General features: G+C 63.9%; 19 protein-coding genes. 11 read left to right on the forward strand and 8 right to left on the reverse strand.

Going from position 1 to position 19071, the window contains the following annotated elements:
• Window positions 1-16 precede the first annotated feature (16 nt).
• On the forward strand, window positions 17-1393 hold the full coding sequence (locus VIM61_06705; protein ID HEY8900082.1) for an Nramp family divalent metal transporter: 1377 nt from the start codon (window positions 17-19) through the stop codon (window positions 1391-1393).
• Window positions 1394-1397: 4 nt separating this feature from the next.
• Entirely contained in the window at window positions 1398-1829 is a 432-nt protein-coding gene (locus VIM61_06710; protein ID HEY8900083.1) for a universal stress protein, read from the forward strand.
• 1 nt (window position 1830) lies between these two features.
• On the opposite strand, the gene VIM61_06715 is transcribed toward VIM61_06710, so the two are convergent.
• The 6 genes from VIM61_06715 to VIM61_06740 form a co-directional block, all read right to left on the reverse strand.
• The gene (locus VIM61_06715; protein ID HEY8900084.1) at window positions 1831-2541 is read right to left on the reverse strand and encodes an ABC transporter ATP-binding protein; all 711 of its coding nucleotides are present in this window, start codon (window positions 2539-2541) and stop codon (window positions 1831-1833) included.
• The gene (locus VIM61_06720; GenBank protein ID HEY8900085.1) at window positions 2534-3310 is read right to left on the reverse strand and encodes an ABC transporter ATP-binding protein; all 777 of its coding nucleotides are present in this window, start codon (window positions 3308-3310) and stop codon (window positions 2534-2536) included. The genes VIM61_06715 and VIM61_06720 overlap by 8 nt, the downstream gene beginning before the upstream one ends.
• Window positions 3307-4275 (reverse strand): branched-chain amino acid ABC transporter permease, encoded by a 969-nt coding sequence (locus tag VIM61_06725; protein HEY8900086.1) that lies wholly within the window; start codon window positions 4273-4275, stop codon window positions 3307-3309. The genes VIM61_06720 and VIM61_06725 overlap by 4 nt, the downstream gene beginning before the upstream one ends.
• Entirely contained in the window at window positions 4275-5204 is a 930-nt protein-coding gene (locus tag VIM61_06730; GenBank protein ID HEY8900087.1) for a branched-chain amino acid ABC transporter permease, read from the reverse strand. Before VIM61_06730 ends, VIM61_06725 begins: the two co-directional genes overlap by 1 nt.
• Before the next feature lie 12 nt (window positions 5205-5216).
• Complete coding sequence (locus tag VIM61_06735) at window positions 5217-6353, reverse strand: ABC transporter substrate-binding protein (GenBank protein HEY8900088.1); 1137 nt, start codon at window positions 6351-6353, stop codon at window positions 5217-5219.
• Between the two features lie 64 nt (window positions 6354-6417).
• The gene (locus VIM61_06740) at window positions 6418-7848 is read right to left on the reverse strand and encodes a PLP-dependent aminotransferase family protein (GenBank protein ID HEY8900089.1); all 1431 of its coding nucleotides are present in this window, start codon (window positions 7846-7848) and stop codon (window positions 6418-6420) included.
• Window positions 7849-7937: 89 nt separating this feature from the next.
• Between VIM61_06740 and VIM61_06745 the strand changes: the two genes are divergently transcribed.
• Complete coding sequence (locus VIM61_06745) at window positions 7938-8222, forward strand: DUF2917 domain-containing protein (GenBank protein ID HEY8900090.1); 285 nt, start codon at window positions 7938-7940, stop codon at window positions 8220-8222.
• On the opposite strand, the gene VIM61_06750 is transcribed toward VIM61_06745, so the two are convergent.
• Window positions 8219-8671, reverse strand: a complete 453-nt coding sequence (locus tag VIM61_06750) for a DUF309 domain-containing protein (protein ID HEY8900091.1) — start codon at window positions 8669-8671, stop codon at window positions 8219-8221. The genes VIM61_06745 and VIM61_06750 overlap by 4 nt on opposite strands.
• A gap of 99 nt (window positions 8672-8770) precedes the next feature.
• Between VIM61_06750 and VIM61_06755 the strand changes: the two genes are divergently transcribed.
• From VIM61_06755 to mpl, 4 genes are all read left to right on the forward strand, one after another.
• Window positions 8771-10045 carry a hemolysin family protein gene (locus tag VIM61_06755; GenBank protein HEY8900092.1) on the forward strand — a complete coding sequence of 425 codons (1275 nt, stop codon included), beginning with the start codon at window positions 8771-8773 and terminating at the stop codon, window positions 10043-10045.
• A gap of 5 nt (window positions 10046-10050) precedes the next feature.
• Window positions 10051-10992 carry a CNNM domain-containing protein gene (locus VIM61_06760; GenBank protein HEY8900093.1) on the forward strand — a complete coding sequence of 314 codons (942 nt, stop codon included), beginning with the start codon at window positions 10051-10053 and terminating at the stop codon, window positions 10990-10992.
• A 67-nt stretch (window positions 10993-11059) separates the two neighbouring features.
• Window positions 11060-12202 (forward strand): sulfite reductase subunit alpha, encoded by a 1143-nt coding sequence (locus tag VIM61_06765; protein ID HEY8900094.1) that lies wholly within the window; start codon window positions 11060-11062, stop codon window positions 12200-12202.
• Window positions 12203-12286: 84 nt separating this feature from the next.
• Complete coding sequence (mpl, locus tag VIM61_06770) at window positions 12287-13660, forward strand: UDP-N-acetylmuramate:L-alanyl-gamma-D-glutamyl-meso-diaminopimelate ligase (GenBank protein ID HEY8900095.1); 1374 nt, start codon at window positions 12287-12289, stop codon at window positions 13658-13660.
• A gap of 29 nt (window positions 13661-13689) precedes the next feature.
• Here mpl and infA read toward each other — a convergent pair whose 3' ends face one another.
• The gene (gene infA / locus VIM61_06775; protein ID HEY8900096.1) at window positions 13690-13908 is read right to left on the reverse strand and encodes a translation initiation factor IF-1; all 219 of its coding nucleotides are present in this window, start codon (window positions 13906-13908) and stop codon (window positions 13690-13692) included.
• A 341-nt stretch (window positions 13909-14249) separates the two neighbouring features.
• Between infA and VIM61_06780 the strand changes: the two genes are divergently transcribed.
• The 4 genes from VIM61_06780 to VIM61_06795 all read left to right on the forward strand — a co-directional run bounded on the left by VIM61_06780 (window position 14250) and on the right by VIM61_06795 (window position 19043).
• On the forward strand, window positions 14250-15377 hold the full coding sequence (locus tag VIM61_06780) for a fatty acid desaturase (GenBank protein HEY8900097.1): 1128 nt from the start codon (window positions 14250-14252) through the stop codon (window positions 15375-15377).
• A 98-nt stretch (window positions 15378-15475) separates the two neighbouring features.
• Window positions 15476-17350: a GreA/GreB family elongation factor gene (locus VIM61_06785; protein HEY8900098.1), complete on the forward strand. Its 1875-nt coding sequence runs from the start codon at window positions 15476-15478 to the stop codon at window positions 17348-17350.
• A 58-nt stretch (window positions 17351-17408) separates the two neighbouring features.
• A complete protein-coding gene (gene eno, locus VIM61_06790) occupies window positions 17409-18689 on the forward strand; it encodes a phosphopyruvate hydratase (GenBank protein ID HEY8900099.1) in 1281 nt (426 codons plus the stop codon).
• Window positions 18690-18695: 6 nt separating this feature from the next.
• Window positions 18696-19043: a septum formation initiator family protein gene (locus VIM61_06795; GenBank protein HEY8900100.1), complete on the forward strand. Its 348-nt coding sequence runs from the start codon at window positions 18696-18698 to the stop codon at window positions 19041-19043.
• Window positions 19044-19071 lie beyond the last annotated feature (28 nt).

Consider the following 19071-nt stretch of genomic DNA (forward strand, 5'->3'; position numbering starts at 1 on the left):
ACAACGGGTGGACGCGATGAAACGAGATGACCGCGCGTGGCGGCGCGAGGCAGCCGCGATGAGCCTGCCGGAGGTGCATCGCAGCATCGTGGTGCCGAGTGACGCCCCCTTCTGGCGGAAGATGCTCGCGTTTGCCGGGCCGGGATTCCTCGTCGCGGTCGGCTACATGGATCCCGGCAACTGGGCGACCGACCTCGCGGGCGGCGCGCAGTTTGGCTACACGCTGCTGTCGGTCATCCTGATCTCGAATCTGATGGCGATCCTGCTCCAGCACCTCTGCGTGAAGCTGGGCGTGGCCACCGGGCGTGACCTCGCGCAGGCCTGCCGGGACCATTACTCGAGGCCGACGGTCTGGCTCCTCTGGGTGCTTTGCGAACTGGCGATCGCGGCCTGCGATCTGGCCGAGGTGATCGGCTCCGCGATCGCGCTGCAGCTGCTTTTTGGCATTCCGCTCGTCTGGGGCTGCATCATCACGTGCCTCGATGTGCTCGCGGTGCTGTATCTGCAGAACAAGGGGTTCCGCTACGTCGAGGCGCTTGTCGTCGTGCTCATCGCGACCATCGGCACGTGTTTCGCCGCCGAGTTGTTCTTTGCAAAGCCGAGCCTGACGGGCGTGATGCTTGGCTTCGTGCCGTCGGCAGACATCCTCAAGGACCAGAGCAAGCTCTACGTGGCCATCGGCATCCTCGGCGCGACCGTGATGCCGCATAATCTCTACCTGCACTCGTCCATCGTGCAGACGCGCAACTTCGAGCGCACCCCGCAGGGCAAGCGCGAGGCGATCAGGTTCGCGACGATCGATTCGTCCGCTGCGCTGATGTTCGCGCTCTTCATCAACGCGGCGATCCTCATCCTCGCGGCCGCGGTTTTCCACGGCACGGAGCACCAGGACGTCGCGGAGATTCAGGACGCCTATCATCTGCTCAGTCCCACGCTCGGCGTCGGCATCGCGAGCACGCTCTTCGCCCTCGCGCTGCTCGCCTCGGGCCAGAATGCGACGCTCACCGGCACGCTCGCCGGCCAGATCGTGATGGAGGGCTTCCTGAATTTTCGGATCACGCCGTGGCTGCGGCGGCTCGTTACTCGCGGCATTGCGATCGTTCCGGCGGTGTGCGTGATCGGCTTCTACGGCGAGAAGCACGCGACCGATCTGCTTGTTGCCAGCCAGGTGGTGCTGAGCATGCAGCTTGGCTTCGCGGTGTGGCCGCTGCTGCGGTTCACCGGCGCAAAGACCAAGATGGGTGAGTTTGTGAATCCGCTCTGGATCAAGATCCTCGGCTGGACGACGGCATTCATCATCATCACGCTGAATCTCAAGCTGCTCTTCGATTTTTTCGCGCCGGAAGTCGTCCGCCGTGCGGTTTACGGCCCGCTCGGCATCCCCCTCGAATAAGGTCATGTATCGCACCATCCTCATCCCTGTCGAAAACGGACCCGCGGACGAAACGATCCTCGCGCACATGCGGTCGCTCGCGAAACTCACCGACGCCAACCTTATTCTCATCCACGTCGCCGACGGCTGGGCGGCGCGAAACTTTCAGCAGCTCAATCTCGCCGAGAGCGAGGAGATCAAGGCCGATCGCGCCTACCTCGAGCGCCGCGCGGAGGAACTGCGGACTGAGGGATTCACGGTGGAATATGTGCTCGCGATGGGGGAGCCGTCCGCACAGATCGTGAAGTTCGTGCAGGAAAACGACGTCGATCTCGTGGCAATGGCGACGCACGGCCATCGGTTGCTGGGCGACATCATCCACGGCAGCACCGCGGACAAGGTGCGGCATCTCGTGAGCGTGCCGGTGCTGTTGCTGAAGGCGCCGAACGCGGCGTGAATCAATCCGCGCCGAGGTAGGCGGCGCGAATCTCGTCGTTCGCGCGGAGGGCGGCGCAGTCGTCCTGGAGCACGATGCGGCCGGTCTCGAGCACGTAGCCGTAGTGCGAGATTTCCAGGGCGAGGTTGGCGTTCTGTTCGACGAGCAGGATGGTGAGGCCGGTTTGCCGGTTGATCTCGACGATCTTGGAAAAGATCGTCTGGACGAGGATCGGCGCGATGCCGAGCGAGGGCTCGTCGAGCATGAGGCACTTCGGCCGGCTCATGAGCGCGCGACCGATGGCAAGCATCTGCTGCTCGCCTCCGCTCAGCGTGCCGGCGCTTTGTTTGGCGCGTTCCTTGAGGCGGGGAAAGACGGTGAAGATGCCGTCGAGGTCGGCGGGAAAATTCTTTTTGTCGCGCCGGAGGTAGGCGCCCATCTGGAGATTTTCCAACACGGTGAGATTGGAAAAGACCATGCGCCCCTCGGGGGATTGGGCGATGCCGCGGGCGACGATTTCGTGGGGCGGGAGATTCGTGATCGGAACGCCGTCGAACATGATGCTGCCGGACTTTGCCTTGATGAGGCCGGAGATCGTGCGGAGCGTCGTGGATTTTCCCGCGCCGTTCGCGCCGATGAGCGTGACGATCTTCCCGGCGGGCACGTCGAGCGAGATGCCGTGGAGGGCGGCAATGGAACCGTAGTGGACGTGAAGGTCGCGGATCTCAAGCATGGCTGGCTTCCTTGCCGAGGTAGGCCTCGATGACCTTCGGATTGCTTTTGATTTCCGCGGGGGTGCCTTCGGCGATCTTGATGCCGTAATCGAGCACGGCGATGCGCTGGCAGATTCCCATGACGACTTTCATGTCGTGTTCGACGAGCAGGACGGCGATGCGGAATTTTTCCTGCACGAAACGGATGAGGTTCATGAGCTCGACCTTTTCCGTGGGGTTCATTCCCGCGGCGGGTTCGTCGAGGAGGAGGAGTTTCGGCCGGGTGGCGAGGGCGCGAACGATTTCCAATCGGCGTTGGTCGCCGTAGGGCAGGCTCTTGCTGGGGGCATCGTGGAGGTCGGCGAGGCCAAAGATGCCGAGCAGCTCCATGGTCTTCGCGCGGATTTCCTCCTCCTCGCGGTGGAAGCCGGGGCCGCGGACGAGCGCGTGGGCGATGCCGTGGCGCAGGTGCATGTTCAAAGCGGTGCGAACGTTGTCGAAGACGCTGAGCGAGCCGAAGAGGCGGATGTTCTGGAACGTGCGGGCGATGCCGCGCGAGGTGATGCGGTAGGGGCGGCGGCCGGCGACGGGATGGCCGGCAAAGGAAATGGCGCCGGCGGTGGGTCGGTAGACGCCGGTGATGAGATTGAAGGCGGTGGTCTTGCCGGCGCCATTGGGACCGATGAGGCCGACCATCTCGCCGTCGTCGATGGTGAAATCGAGATCGGTGACGGCTTTCAGGCCGCCGAACTGGATCGTGACCTTGTCGAGTTGCAGCAGCCGGCTCATGTCTCGGGCGCGGGCCGCGGCTTGCGGCGGAACGGAAGGCGGAAGCCGCCGAGCAGGCCCTGCGGGCGAAGGATCATCATGACGATGAGCAGCAGGGAGAAGATGATCATGCGATACTCTTCGAACTGGCGGAGAAATTCGTTGAGGATGGTGAGCAGGATGGCCGCAAGCACGACGCCGAAGGTGCTGCCCATGCCGCCGAGGATGACCATGACGACGACGTCCACGGACTTGAGAAAATTGAAGCCCTCGGGGGTGATGTAGGTGATGAAGTGTGCGTAGAGGCCGCCCGCGATGCCGGCGAAGAACGCTCCGATGACGAAGGCGTTGACCTTGTATTTGGTCGTGTTGATGCCCATGGCCTCGGCGGCAATCTCGTCGTCGCGCACTGCGAGGAAGCCGCGGCCGTAGGTGGAGTTCACGAGGTTCGCGATCACGTAGATCGTGAGGGCGGCGAGCGTATAGGTCCAAAAAAACGTCGTATAGGCGGGAATGCCGCCGATGCCGCGCGGGCCGCCGACGGCGTCGGTATTCTGGATGACGACGCGGATAATCTCGCCGAAGCCCAGCGTGACGATGGCGAGGTAGTCGCCACGCAACCGCAGCGAGGGGACGCCGACGAGGAGGCCGGTGAAGGCGGCCGCGCCGCCGCCGACCGCGAGCGCAAGCAGGAAGAGGACGGAGATGGCTGCGGTGCCGCTGCCGATCGCGTGGAGGATCGGGGGGCCGGCGAACATCGTGACGGCGCTCGATGCGTAGGCGCCGACAGCCATGAAGCCGGCGTGGCCGAGCGAAAACTGGCCGGTGTGGCCATTCACGAGATTCAGGCTTACCGCGAGGATGATGTTGATCCCGATGAGCATGAGGATGTTCATCGCGTAGTCGTCGATCTGGTCGGAGATCATCGACACGCCAAGGCTGGCGGCGATGGCGGCGAGGAGTGCGGCGTGGGACCAGTATTTCATCAGACCTTTTCGCGCTCCGCCTTGCCGAGGAGGCCGGAGGGTTTGACGAGCAGGATGAGGATGAGGATGACGAACGCGACGGCGTCGCGGTAGCCGGGCGGGATGCCGATGTTCTTGCTGTAGCCGACGCAGAGCGTCTCGATCACGCCGAGGAGGATGCCGCCGAGGGCCGCGCCGGGGATGTTGCCGATGCCGCCGAGCACGGCGGCGACGAAGGCCTTGATGCCGGGCAGCACGCCCATGAAGGGATCGATGGCCGAGTAGAGCAGCGCGTAGAAAATGCCGGCCGCGCCGGCGAGGGCGGAGCCTAGGCCGAAGGTGAAGGAGATGACAACGCTGTTATTCACGCCCATGAGCGCGGCGGCGGTGGGATTGAGCGAGAGCGCGCGCATTGCGAGGCCCATGCGGGTCTTCATCACGATGAAGCGCAGGCCGACGAGCAGCGCGAGGGTGACGCCGAGGACGATGAGTTGCTCCGCAGTGACCGCCGGCACGCCGTTGCCGCCGAAGGTGCGGTTCTCGACGAGATTCGGGAAGCCGCGCGGCGCCGCGCCGAAGACCAGCTGCGCGGTGTATTCGAGGAAGAGCGAGACGCCGATGGCGGTGATGAGGACGATGAGGCGCGGGCGGCTGCGGAGCGGCTTATACGCGAGCTTCTCGATGAGAATGCCGAGCGCGGCGCAGGCGGCCATCGCGCCGACGAGAATGATCAGGGCGCTGAGGATTGGCGGCACGCCGACGAGCAGCGGGGACAGCCATTTGAAGAAATACAGACCGGCGAAGGCGCCGACCATGAAGACGTCGCCGTGCGCGAAGTTGATGAAGCGCAGGACGCCATACACCATCGTGTAGCCGAGGGCGATGAGGGCGTAGATGGAGCCGAGGGAAAGCCCGTTGATGAGTTGCTGCCCGAGATTTTCCCAGTTCACGCGCGGCTCGGCTCAGGGCTTCACGGTCTCGACGTAGCGGAACTTGCCGTCCTTGATCGTGAGGATGACGGCGGGCTTGTTCGCGTTGCGTTCGGCGTCGAGCGTGATGGAGCCGGTGACCGCAGGGTAATCTTTCGTAGCGGCGATGGCGTCGCGGAGCGGCTTCGAGTCGGTCGTGCCGGCAGTCTTGATCGCATTCGCGAGGATCATCGCGGAGTCGTAGCCGAGCGCGGCCATGGCGTCGGGTTCCTCTTTATACCTGGCCTTGAAGCGTTTGATGAATTCCTGGATGACGGGCGACTGGTCCTCAGCGGAGAAGTGGTTCGAGAAGAAGTTGCCTTCCATCGCGGCGCCGGCGACCTCGACGAGCGAGGGGGAGTCCCAGCCGTCGCCGCCGAGGAGCGGGACGTTGAGTCCGAGCTCGCGGGCCTGGCTGGCGATGAGGCCGGCTTCGTTGTAATAGCCCGCGACGAGGATGGCCTGCGGATTCGTGCCGGCGATGGAGGTGAGCTGCGCCTTGAAGTCCTTGTCGCCGGAGCTGTAGCTCTGCTCGCTGACGATCGTGCCGCCGTTCGCGGTGAAGTATTTCTTGAAGAACTCGGCGAGTCCAACGGCGTAATCCTGCTTCACGTCGGTGAGGACGGCGACGTTCTTCCAGCCTTTCGCCAGGGCGAACTTTGCCAGCACGGTGCCCTGAAAGGGATCGATGAAGCAGATGCGGAAGATATAATCGCCGACCTGGGTGACCTTGGGATTCGTCGATGCCGGGGAGATCATGGGGATCTTGTTCTGCTGGGCGATCGGGCCGGCCTCGAGCGAGCGGGAGGACGCGACCTCACCGAGCAGGGCGACAATGCCGTCGCGGGAGATCATCTTGCGGACGACGGTGGCGGGCTCGCCGGCCTTGGATTGATCGTCCTCGGTGACGAGTTTCACCTTCTTGCCGAGCAGGCCGCCGGCAGCGTTGATCTCGTCGATGGCCATCTGCGTGCCCTTGTGAGAAGACTGGCCAAAGCTGGCGGTGCCGCCGGTGAGGGCGGCGAATTCACCGACGACGATCTCGTTGGCGGGGGCTTTCGGGCCGGTTTTCTTGCAGCCGGCGAGCAGCGCGGCGGCGAGGAGGGTGGCGACGACGAACGTCTGTTTCATTGCGCGGAACGTAGGAAGTCGCCCGCGACAGATCAACGGTTAAGTGCCAGTCGGCGGGAAACTTTCAGCCCATCTGTCGCTTGACGAGGTGCCCGAGGATGGCGATGGCCTGGTCGATCTTCCGGGACCAGGGGAAGCCGCAGCTCAGACGGATGAAATTCCCGTAGCAGCGCGCGGTGGAGAAAATCGGACCGGGCACGATACTGACGTTCTCGGCGAGGGATTCCCGGTGCAGGCGGACGGCGTCCACGCGGCGGTCCATTTCCACCCAGAGAACGAAGCCGCCCTCGGGCCGGGTGATGCGCACGCCCTCGGGGAAGCACTCGGCGACGGCCTCGCTGACACGGGCGACCTGCGAGGCATAGGTGCGGCGAATGGCGCGCAAATGATGGTCGTAGCCGCCCTCGGTGAGAAACGAATCGATTGCCAGCTGCGTGGGCGCGGTGGCGGAGACGGTGGAGGCGAACTGGCGGCGCTTGATGTCCTCGAACCACCGGCCGGGGCAGATCCAGCCGACGCGGTAGCCGGGGGCGAGCGTCTTCGAGAACGAGCTGCAGAGCAGCACGAGGCCCTTCCGGTCGTAGCTCTTCGCGGTGCGGGGGCGATTGCCGTGATGAACGAGGTCGCCGTAGATGTCGTCCTCGATGAGGGGGATCTCACGCTTCGCCAGCAGGGTGACGAGGCGCTCCTTGTGCGAATCCGGCATGCAGCTGCCGAGCGGGTTGCTGAAATTCGAGACGACGAGCACCGCGGCGGGGCGCGTGGTTTTCAACTCCGTTTCGAGCGCGTCGAGGTCGAGGCCGGTCTTCGGATCGGTCGGAATTTCGACAGCTTTCAGGCCGAGATTCGCGAGCTGCTCGACGATGCCGTAGTAAACGGGCGACTCCACCACGACGGTGTCGCCGGGTTTCGCCACGGCCTGGAGCGCGAGGTTCAGGGCGTCCATGCAGCCGTTCGTGATGATCACCTCCTCTGGGCCGAGCGCGCAGCCGGAGTCGGAACTGCGCTGGGCGATGTGGCGCCGAAGAGGCTCGTAGCCGGGCGGCATGGCATAGGAAATCGCCTCGGCGCCACGTTCGCGGGCGGCGCGGGAAAGCAGGCGCGAGAGCCGGGCGACCGGCAGCAGCTCCGGGCTCGGGCAGGCGGCGCCAAGCGGAATGATGTCCGGCCGCGAGGCGGCCTCGAAGATGAGATTGAGGATTTTCTTGTCCTCCGCGGCGTTGGCGCGGAGCGCCGGCAGGGTCGCCGCGGGCAGGGCAATGCGGTCCTGCCAGCGATTCCGCACGAAAAATCCGGATTTCGGCCGCGCCTCGATCAGGCCGCGGTTCTCCAGCTCGAGATAGGCGCGCACCGCGGTCGTGAGGCTGACGCCGTGCGCCGTGGCCGTGCGTCTCACGGAGGGGACGCGTTCGCCGGCGCGCAGCGTGCCGGACTCGATCATGTGGCCGATCTTGTCGGTGAGAGATTGGTGGAGGAAGCGAGGTTTTCCGGGCATGGCACAGATTTCAGATCTGAAATCTGTATATATGAAAGATTCTGAATTCTGAATCTGTATTTATTTTTTATTTCAACGAGGATGGTTCCATGAGCACTTTTGAACTGCCGACCGAAGAGGGAACCCGGAGCTGGGCTGCGCTGCGCCATGCGGCCGTGGCCCGGGGAGCGCGCGGCCTGGCCCGGGGCGGGTTGATCCATGCCGAGATCCCGGCCGGCGGACACGCTCGCTGTCAGGAAGGATGTGTCTGGGTGACCGCGGATACGGTTTCGGGCGACATCATCTTGCACGCCGGCGAGTCGCGGCAATTTGCGCGGCATTCGCGCGTGCTGGTGGAGGCTCTGGAAGACTCTCGCGTGCGGCTTGGGGCCTAGACGGGCCTCAGCTCGGGGAGGGCGTCGGGATTCCAGGGATTCACGGTGCAGCCGGAGGCGCGGATCGCTTCGGCGGTGCCGCGGGCGAGGCCGAGCACGGTATCCACGTCGAGATGCAGATGCTGCGGGGCGTAGGGGGCGAGGTTTGCCGCCGCGAGATCGAAAAGCCGTGAAGCCGGCGGGAGGCGGCGGCCATGCTTCGCGTGGGAGGGGTGCTCGTAATGCTTGCGGAGGTGGACGAAGCCGCCCGCGAGCTGGATGAGGCCCTTGTAGAAAAGCTCGTTTTCGTCCGAACACTGGAGCCAGAGGTGCTCGAGGACATCGTGCGCTTCGTAATACTCGCCGCGATTGAAGCAGGTGAAGTAGCCGGCGTAGCACGGGTGCAGCCCGGTGGCCTCGCCGGTGTGCAGCGAGGTGACGAACTCCTCCATGCGATCGAATTTTTTCATGCGTCGGCGGGGCAAAGTATGTGCTATCTCGTGGGGTTTGCAGAATTCTTTTCGCTCCCAACTTCCATGCGGCCCGGCGTCGCAACAAGGAGATCGCCCATGAATGGCTGGGCCTGGGGGGTGCTTGTGCTTGGAATTCTTCTCGCCGTGGCCTCGGCGGGGCTGTCGGCCGTCGAGATGGCGATCTTCTCGATGAACGATGAGCGCCGGCGCAAATTGCGCCTCCGCGACGCCGGTCGCGCCGAGCTTTTTGGAAAATTGATCCGGCATCCGGACGAGTTGGCGAACACGCTGTTGCTGGCGAACACGCTGATGAACCTGCCGCTGCTCGTTCTCCTGCTCGTGCTCGTCGAGATGCTCGGGTATGCGGACACGCTCTCGGGTTGGGGCATGCTCGGCGTGGGATTCGGTGTGGTCGTCGTGCTGTGCGATCTCCTCCCGAAACTCGTCGCGCTGGCGGCGCCGGTGCGCACGACGCGGCTCGGCCTGCCCTTCGTGAAGGCGCTGCTGCCGGCGCTGGAACCCGCCACAGCCTTTCTTCAGCGGCTGAGCGAGGCGGTCGTGCGTCGCATCGTGCCGCGGAAAGTCGCGCCGTTGAAATATCTCACCGACGAGGAGCTCGAGACGCTCGTGAAGATTGGGCGCGAGGAGGGAACGTTCGACGAGGTCGAGAGCCGGCTGCTGCGCGAGGTGATGAAGCTCCGGGGCGAGTCGGCCCGGCATTGCATGACGCCGCGCGTCGACGCCTTCACGCTGCCCGACAATCTCACCAATGCCGAGGCGGCGGAGGCGGTCCGCCGCAAGCGCTACCGCTTCGTGCCGGTGCGTGGCGAGACGCCGGACGACATCCTTGGCCTGCTGAACGTGAAGGATTTCCTGCTTCACCCGAGCGCGTCGCATTACACGGAGCGGCTGCTGCCGCCGTCGTTCGTGCCGGAGACGACCAAGGCGCTCGACCTGCTGCGCGGATTCCTGAATCACCGCCAGCACCTCGCCATCCTGCTCGATGAATATGGCGGCATCGAGGGGCTCGTGACGCTCTCGGATCTCACCGAGGAGTTGCTCGGCGAGGCTGGGCCGAGCGCGCGAAACGAACTTTACATCGAGCGTCTCGGCGAAGATCGCCTGCTCGCCGCAGGTGGCGCGGGCATCGACGATGTCGCCGAGCAGATCGGCATCGAGCTGGGCGGAAAGGACATCGAGACGGTGGGCGGCCTCGTGGTCGAGCATTTTGGAAACGTGCCGCCGCCCGGGCAGTCGTTCCTCGTCGAGGACTGGCGATTCACCGTGCGCCGGGCCACCCGCAAGCGCGTGCGCGAGGTGCTCATCGAGCGGGTTCCGTCCGCGGGAGCCGGAGGAGGGGAGGGCGTATGATCTGGATGATCTTCGGGCTCTGCCTGCTCGTGTCGTTTGTTTTCTCGGGCATCGAATCCGGCGTGTTGTCGGTGAATCGCGTGCGGCTGCGCCACCATGCCCTCAACGGCGAGGAGGCGGCGCAAAAACTCGACGATCTGCTCCGGCACATGGAGCGGTTGATGACGACGGTCGTGCTCATCACCAACGGCGCGAATGTCGTGGCCATCACGGTGCTCTACATGCAGCTCACGGATGGCCTTGGGCCGCTCGGCGCCGTGGTCGCGCTCCTGGTGGCGCTGCCCCTGTTCGTGTTCGGACTCGAGTTCCTGCCGAAGGCGTTTTTCCGGCGATTCCCGTATCGGACGCTGGTCGTCTTCGCTCGCATTCTCACGGTGGCCGACTGGCTGCTCGCGCCGGTGGTGAAGCCGGGCATGATGTTGCTCCGGCCGTTCCTGCGCGCGAGCCGCGAGGCCGAGAGCGGACGCATCGTTTCCATCGAGGCTCTCAAGCGCACGATGCAGAATACGGAGGCGCTCGGCCTGCGTTCCACCGCGGAACGGCTCATGATCGAGCACATCGTGGATTTCCGGCCGCTCAAGGCTGGCGATCTCATGCTGCCGCTCGATCGCGTGCCGCAGGTCGGCCCCGATACGCTCGTCGCGGATCTCCTGCGACAGGCCTCGAGCCTCGACGCCAGCCGCTTTCTCGTCGTCGAGCCCGACGGCGCCGTGAGCGGCATCGTGCGGGTGATCGATCTGCTCTTCGACGGCGTTCGCACCGGCCGGGTGCAATCCTCCATGCGCCGCGTCGTCACGGTCGACCGCGACGAGCGCGCCATGGAGGCGCTTCAGCGGCTCCGCGCGGCCCGCCTGCCCCTGGCGGTGGTGCTCGATGCGGCCCGCCGCCCGATCGGGGAATTGACGAGCGAACACCTCGTGCAGCGCTTGCTCGGCGGCGCCCGGTAAAAATCCCGGCGGAAATCGGGCGGAGTCGGCTTGCCTCGCGCGGGCGGTTGCCATTTACTCCCCGATCATGTCCACCGACGGTCTCTATTCGCGCAAAAATCCCTTCCCCGCCACCATGACGGTCAACCGCAAGCTCACGCTGGGCGGATCGGAGAAGGACACGCGGCATTTCGAGATTTCGCTCGCCGGGTCGGGCCTCGATTACGAAGTCGGCGACTCCCTCGGGGTTTTCCCGAAAAATGACCCCGCGCTCGTCGAGAAGCTGCTCGAGACCCTCGGTTTCAGTGGTGACGAAGTCGTGCCGAGCGCCGACAAGGTCGAGATGCCGCTGCGGAAGGCGCTTTCCGAGAGCTACATCATCACCGCGCCGGACAAGAAGCTCCTCGGCGCCATCGCGGAGAAGGATTCCTCGGCCACGTTCCTCAAGGACCTCCTCGATCCCGCCTTCAAGACGAATCTCGACGAATACCTCTGGGGCCGTGACGTCCTCGATCCGCTCCTCGAGTTCACCGCGGCGAAGTTCGAGCCGCTGGAATTCGTGAGCTACCTGCGCAAGCTCCAGCCGCGCCTCTACTCGATTTCTTCGTCGCGCAAGGTCGTCGGCGAAAACGTCCACCTCACCGTTGCCGTGGTGCGTTACAACGCCTTCAACCGTCCCCGTGGCGGTGTGGCTTCGACGTTCCTGGCCGAACGCTCCGACGGTGAGGGCGCGATTCCCGTCTTCTACCACACCGCGAAGCACTTCCGCGTGCCAGAGGATCCCGCGACGAACATGATCATGGTCGGGCCCGGCACGGGCATCGCGCCGTTCCGCGCGATGATCCAGGAGCGCGCGGCTTCCGGCGCGACCGGCGAGAACTGGCTCTTCTTCGGCGAGCAGCGCTCGTCGAGCGATTTCTTCTACCGCGACGAATTCGAGAAATACCAGGCCGACGGTGTGCTCACGAAATTCGACACCGCGTTCTCGCGGGATCAGGACTTCAAGATCTACGTGCAGCACCGCATCCTCGAGCGCGCGCAGGAGCTCTACGACTGGTTCGAGAAGGGCGCCATCTTCTACATCTGCGGCGACGCGTCGCGCATGGCGAAGGATGTCGACGCCGCGCTGCACGAGGTCGTGCAGAAGGCCGGCGGCAAGACGCCCGAGCAGGCGATCGAATACATCGACGCCCTCAAGAAAGCGAAGCGTTACCGCAAGGACGTGTATTGAGTTTTTTTGGACAGAATTAACGGAATTGAGGGAATGGGTTTTCTCTCCCCGCATTCCGTTAATTCCGTAAATTCTGTCTAAGTTGTGAAACACATTCATTTTCTCGGCATCTGCGGCACGGCCATGGGGGCGGTCGCCGCAGGAATGCGCGAGCGCGGATTCACCGTCACCGGACAGGACGACAACGTCTATCCACCGATGTCCACCTTCCTCGAGGAACAGGGCATCACGATCACCAGGGGATTCGCACCGGAAGACATCCCGGCCAGCGCCGATCTCGTCGTCGTCGGAAACGCGATGACGCGCGGCAAGCCCGCCGTCGAGGCCGTCCTCAATCGCAAACTCAGCTACCTCTCGCTTCCCGAGACGCTGAAGCAGTATTTTCTTCGCGGTCGCCACAACCTTGTTGTCACCGGCACGCATGGCAAGACGACGACGACCTCGCTGCTCGCCTGGATCCTCGAGCACGCTGGCCTCGAGCCCGGCTGGCTGATCGGCGGCATTCCCGCGAATCTCGGCACGGGCTGCAACCTTCGCGATTCGAAATACTTCGTGATCGAGGGTGACGAATACGACACCGCATTTTTCGACAAGCGCTCGAAGTTCGTGCACTACATGCCGGAGCTCGTGATCGTGAACAACATCGAGTTCGATCACGCGGACATCTTCCGCGATCTCGACGAGATCAAGACGAGCTTCCGCCGGCTGCTGAACATCGTGCCCAGCGAGGGCATGGTCCTGCTCAACGCCGACGATCCGAACTGCCTCGATGTCGCCAGGACCTGCCCTGCGCCGATCGTCGAGGTCGGCTTCTCGCCGAACGCGGCGAACCAGATCCGCAACGTCGAGCACCACGGCGCCCACACGATCTTCGAGTTGTTCGGCGAGCGCTTCGAGATTCCGCTGCTTGGCGACTTCAACATTCGCAACGCCGCGATGGCCGCAAGCGCGGCGCATTTCTACGGCGTGCCGCTGGAAAAAATTCGCGAGGCGTTGCGCACGTTTGCGGGCATCAAGCGGCGCCAGGAAGTGCGCGGAGTCGTGCGCGGCATCACCGTGATCGACGATTTCGGGCATCATCCGACGGCCATTCGCGAGACGCTGGCCGGCTTGCGTCAGCGCTATGCGGGATCCCGCCTGTGGGCGATCTTTGAGCCTCGGTCGAATACGACGCGTCGGGCCGTGTTCCAGGAATCCCTGCCCGCGGCCTTCGTCGAGGCTGACGGCGTGTTCATCGCGCAGATCGCGCGGCTCGAGCAGATTCCCGAGACGGATCGCCTGAATCCCGAACGGGTCGTGGCGGATATTGCAGCGACGGGGCGGCCGGCGTTTTACGAACCGACGGCTGATGCCATTGTCGCGCGCTTGAAGCCGCTGGCAGCCGAAGGCGACGTTGTGGTCGTCTTCAGCAATGGCGGCTTCGACGGCATCCACGCAAAATTGCTGGAGCGCCTGTAATCTCGGCGGTCCCCGACCGCCGGGACGAACTACCCGAGACGGTAGACGATGCGGGCCTTGCTGAGGTCGTAGGGGGACATTTCCATCTTCACGCGGTCGCCGTTCGTGAGGCGGATGAAGCGCTTGCGCATCTTGCCCGAGATGTGGGCGAGGACGGTGTGCTTGTTCGCGAGTTCGACATGAAACATCGTGCCCGCGAGGACGGACGTAATCTTGCCTTCGACTTCGATTGCTTGTTCTTGAGCCATAGAGGATGTCGCGACGGCACGGCCCAAAGGGTTTTTCCGAGTGGCCGCGGGTCGGTCGAATTCGTTTCGAAAGCGGGAGGAGCGATCCCGCCCCAACGCCTCGCCGCACGATGTGCAGCGCTCTGACCCAAACCGTCGAGACAGGCACTCTCGCCGATTTTGTCAGTTTGGCAACTGCTTTGTTGCGCAGGGTTTGCCGAAAAACGGGAGGGGGTGTTCCCGACATTGACAAGAAGGTCCCTACAGACCACCTTGCGTCCGCTCTTGCGCCTTACGGCAGTTCGTTCGCGAGAAAGCAACCACCAAAGACAACTGCCAACCTCCATCTCCTTTTTTCTTTCATGCGTATTCCCTGGGGCTACTTCCGCTGGCAAAACACTCTCTTTCTGGGGACGACCCTCCTGGCGACCCTCACCGTGGTGCCCTGGTATCTCTGGACACACGGTCTCGATCTCTTCCAGTTCTGTCTGTTCATCTTCTTTTTCTTTGCCACCGGGATGAGCATCACGCTCGGCTACCACCGGTATTTCTCGCACCTCACCTTCCAGGCGAACTGGTCGGTCAAACTCTTCACGCTCCTCTTTGGCGCCGCGGCTTTCGAAGGTTCCGCGGTCGCCTGGTCGGCGGATCACCGCCGACATCACAAGCATGTCGATCACGACGAGGATCCCTACGACATCTCCAAGGGCCTTTTCCATGCCCACATCGGCTGGCTGCTTTTCCGCACCGGTCCCGATACGCCGCTCACCTGGGTGCGCGACCTGCAGAAGGACAAGCTTGCCATGTGGCAGCACCGTCACTACGTCCCGCTCGCCTTCCTCATGAGCTTCGGTCTGCCGACCCTCGTTGGATATCTTGTCGGGGGAGGCTCGGCCGCGCTTGGCGCGTTCCTGCTCTCCGGCGTCGCTCGCGTGGTTGCCGTGCACCACATGACCTTCTGCATCAACTCGCTCTGCCACTGGATCGGCGACCGGCCCTACTCGAGCAAGGTCAGCGCCCGCGACAGCTTCTTCATGGCGCTCTTCACCTTTGGCGAGGGCTATCACAACTATCACCACGAGTTCCAATACGACTACCGCAACGGCGTGAAGCCCTGGCAGTATGACCCCACCAAGTGGGCGATCTGGACGCTCAACAAGCTCGGTCTCGTGCGCAACCTCCGCACCGTCGACGAGGAGAAGATCCTCAAGGCGCAGATCGTCGAGCAGCAGCGGCGCCTCGCCGCAAAGCTCGAGAAGCGCGGCACGCCGGTCGGCGAGTCGCTCCAGGCTCTGCTTCACAGCGCGCAGGAGCGTCTGCACGAGGCTATCGCCCATTGGGAAAAAGCGATGGGCGAATGGCGCGCCGCCGCCGAGCGTCGCCACGAGCTCTCGCGCGAACATCGCCGCGAACTCAAGCGCGAACTCGACGACGCCACGCAGCGTCTGCGCGAAGCGCTCCGCCATTTGCGCTACGCCCACGAGGCCTGATTTCGGGGATTTGTCCTTCGCCACGCCGTCCCGGAATGATGGTGTGGCGAATATTTCCTCGCCAGTGGCCGGGCTCCTCCTAATTTGGGAGTCTTTTCATGAACGAGGAACTGCAGAAAGTCGTAGAAGCGGGAAAAATCACGCCGGAGGTCGCGGCGAAACTGAATCATTTACAGCCGGGCGCCTACTGCCTGCACAAGAGCTGGGGCTTCGGCCGCATCGCCGAGTGGAATCTCCTCACCGGCCAGGTTTTCATCGATTTCGGCTCGAAGAAGGGCCACCCGATGCAACTCGAATACGCGGCGCAAACGCTCGCCGCGATTCCGCCTGATGCCGTTCGCGCGCAGGCCGCGTCGAATCCCGAGGCCGTTCGCACCCGCGCCGCGCAGGATCCCGCCGGTCTGGTGAAGGACGTCCTTCGCGATCACGGCGGCAAGGCGACCGTCGAGCAGATCACCGCGGATTTCGTGCCGCTGGCCATGGATGCCGCGGCCTTCAAGAAATTCTTCGACGCCGCCAGAAAGAAGCTCAAGGCCGATCCGCACGTCCATCTTCCCGGCAAGAAGGGCGAACCGATCGAGTTGCATGATGCGCCGGTGAACCAGGGCGCCAAACTCATCGAGAGCTTCCGCGCCGCGCGTCATCCGAAGGATCAGGTGCTCGCGCTCGACGCCGTGCTCAAGGGCTTCGACGATCTCGTCAAGGAAGTCGAAGAGATGAAGGTTCTCTCCGCGCAGGTCGAGGACGCCGCGAAGAAGGGGCAGAAGCTTCACGCCGTGCAGGCGGTCGAAATGCTCCTCGCTCGCGACGAGATCTGCGAACGCCACGAGGCGCTGCAGCCCGGGCCCGACGCGCCCGTCATTGCGGACATCCTCCGCACGGAGGCGTCCCGGCTTGCGGAACTCTTCACCGCGCTGCCGGCGTCGAAACACCGCCGCGTGCTCTCGCACTTCAAGGCCGCCTTCGAGGAACGCTGGCAGGAGCGCGCTCTCGCGCTCGCCCTCAAGGGCACGCCGCGCCTTGCCCAGGAAATTTCGCGCCTGTTCGAACTCGAGAGCGAAAAGGCCGCCTTCGCCGCCGCCATCGACAAGTGGCTGCGGGAGCGCTCGATCTCGCCGGAAATCCTGCTCTGGCTCTGCAAGGAGCGCGGCGCGGGCTATCCCGAGTTTTTCAACATCGGGCTTTTTGGGGCGATCATCGCGGCGCTCGAGGACGATGTCCTTCTCAGCGAAATCACGCGCGGCACGAAGCTGCACGATCTCGTGATGGATGACAAATCGCTCATCGCCGATCTCTTCGCCGATGCCGACGCCGTGGTCGTGCGCGATTCCGTGCGCAAGCTGAAGCTCACGACCGTCTTCGACGATCTCAACAAGCGCTCGCTCCTCGCGCGCATCATCAAGCTGTATCCCGACGTTCAGGCGATGATCACCGGCGAGCAGCAGGAGGAAGAACGCACCGCGAGTCTCGTGGTCTCGTGGGCCAGCCTCGACCGTCGCCGCGAGGAATACGAGGATCTCATCAATCGCCAGATCCCGCAGAACACCCGCGACATCAGCATCGCACGCGATTACGGCGATCTTCGCGAGAATTTCGAGTTCAAGAGCGCGAAGGAGCAGCAGCGCGTGCTTCTTCGTCGGAAGTCCGAGATGGAGCGCGAGCTCGAACTCTCCCGCGGCACGAATTTCGAGGACGTCGACGCTTCGAAGGTCGCCATCGGCACGACCGTCGCGCTGGTCGATCCCGCGACCGGCGAGCGCGAGGCCTATCACATCCTCGGCGCCTGGGACGGCGCCCCCGAAAAGGGGATCGTTTCGTATCAGGCCGGCATCGGCGTCGCGCTGATCGGCCATGCCGCCGGCGAGACCGTCGCAGTGCCGACCGAGAAGGGAGATCGACTCATGCGGATCGAGAGCATCGAAGCCTTCAAAAACCTTGAATTGCTGGGTTCTTCCCAGCAAGCTCCGGCATAGGCGCAGTTCGGCCTCGAAACCAATCCATAGCTTCCGACGCGTCTCTTTCAACCATCCCATGTCAGACACCACCATCATCTCCGTCCGCGCCCGTGAAATCATCGATTCCCGTGGCAATCCCACCGTCGAAGTCGATGTCGAAACTCTGGGAGGCGCGCTCGGTCGGGCGGCGGTTCCCAGCGGAGCAAGCACCGGCGAGCACGAGGCCTGGGAACTGCGCGACGCGGTCAAGACCCGCTACCTCGGCAAGGGCGTGACCAAGGCGGTCGGCAATGTTCACAAGATCATTGCTCCCGAAATCGTCGGCATGGATGCCCTCGATCAGATCTCCATCGACAAGGCGATGATCGCCCTCGACGGCACGACGAACAAAAAGAAACTCGGCGCGAATGCCATCCTCGGCGTCTCGCTGGCGACTGCGAAGGCCGCCGCCGCCCAGCTCGGCCAGCCGCTTTACAAGTATCTTGGCGGACCGAACGCGAAGGTTCTTCCCGTTCCGATGCTGAACATCCTGAACGCCGGCGCGCATTCCGACGCCCCGATCGACTTCCAGGAATTCATGGTCATCCCGAAGGGCGTGGCCTCGTTCTCCGAGGCGCTTCGCGCCGGTGCGGAAATCTTCCATTCGCTCAAGTCCGTGCTCAAGGGCCGCGGCCTTTCCACGGCGGTCGGTGACGAGGGCGGCTTCGCCCCCGCGCTCACCTCGGCGGAAGACGCGCTCGACTCCATCGCGAAGGCCGTGAAGGCCGCGGGCTACAAGTTCGGCAAGGACATCTTTGTCGCGCTCGACTGCGCCTCCTCCGAGTTCTACGACAAGACCTCCGGCAAATACGTCTTCAAGAAATCGGACGGCTCCAAGCGCTCCGCCGATGAGCTCGTGGCCTACTACGAGGGCCTCGTGGCGAAATATCCGATCGTCTCCATCGAAGACGGTTGCGCGGAGAACGACTGGACTGGCTGGAAGAAGCTCACCGACAAGCTCGGCTCGAAGGTCCAGCTCGTCGGCGACGATCTCTTCGTGACGAACGTCGACTTCCTCCGCAAGGGCATCGACTCCGGCACGGCGAACTCCATCCTCGTGAAGGTGAACCAGATCGGCTCCCTCACCGAGACGCTCGACGCCATCGAGCTCGCGAAGGAGAACAAATACACGGCAGTCATCAGCCATCGCTCGGGTGAAACCGAAGACGCGACCATCGCGGACATCGCGGTGGCGACCAATGCCGGCCAGATCAAGACCGGCTCGGCCAGCCGCAGCGATCGCGTCGCGAAATACAACCAGCTCCTCCGCATCGAGGAGGAACTCGGCGCCAACGCGATTTACGGAGGGAAGTTCTAGGATTCGATGAGGACCGCCCACGCCAGAGCCCAGATCCGGCAACGTCGCGAGACGGACTTTTGGCGCGCGGTCAATCGGTTCCTCATCGTCCTCATCGGGCTCGGCACGATCGTGATGATCGTGCTGGCCTTCGTGCCGGAGCTTCGCCGCATCACCGAGATGCGCGAGACTCTGGCCGGCCTCGAGAAGGATCTGGAAGGCCAGAAACTCCTCCTTTTGCAGCAGCAGCGGGAGGAGAAATGGCTGAACGAGGATCCTGCCTACGTGGAAACGCTGGCGCGGGATCGCCTGGGTGTGATGAAGGAAGGCGAGACCATCCTTCGGCTCGAGGAACCCGCTCCCGCGGCAAAGTAATTTTTTGAGGCGGTCCGCGACCGCCGCT

The sequence above is a fragment of the Chthoniobacterales bacterium genome (assembly GCA_036569045.1).
Classification (GTDB): domain Bacteria; phylum Verrucomicrobiota; class Verrucomicrobiia; order Chthoniobacterales; family JAATET01; genus JAATET01.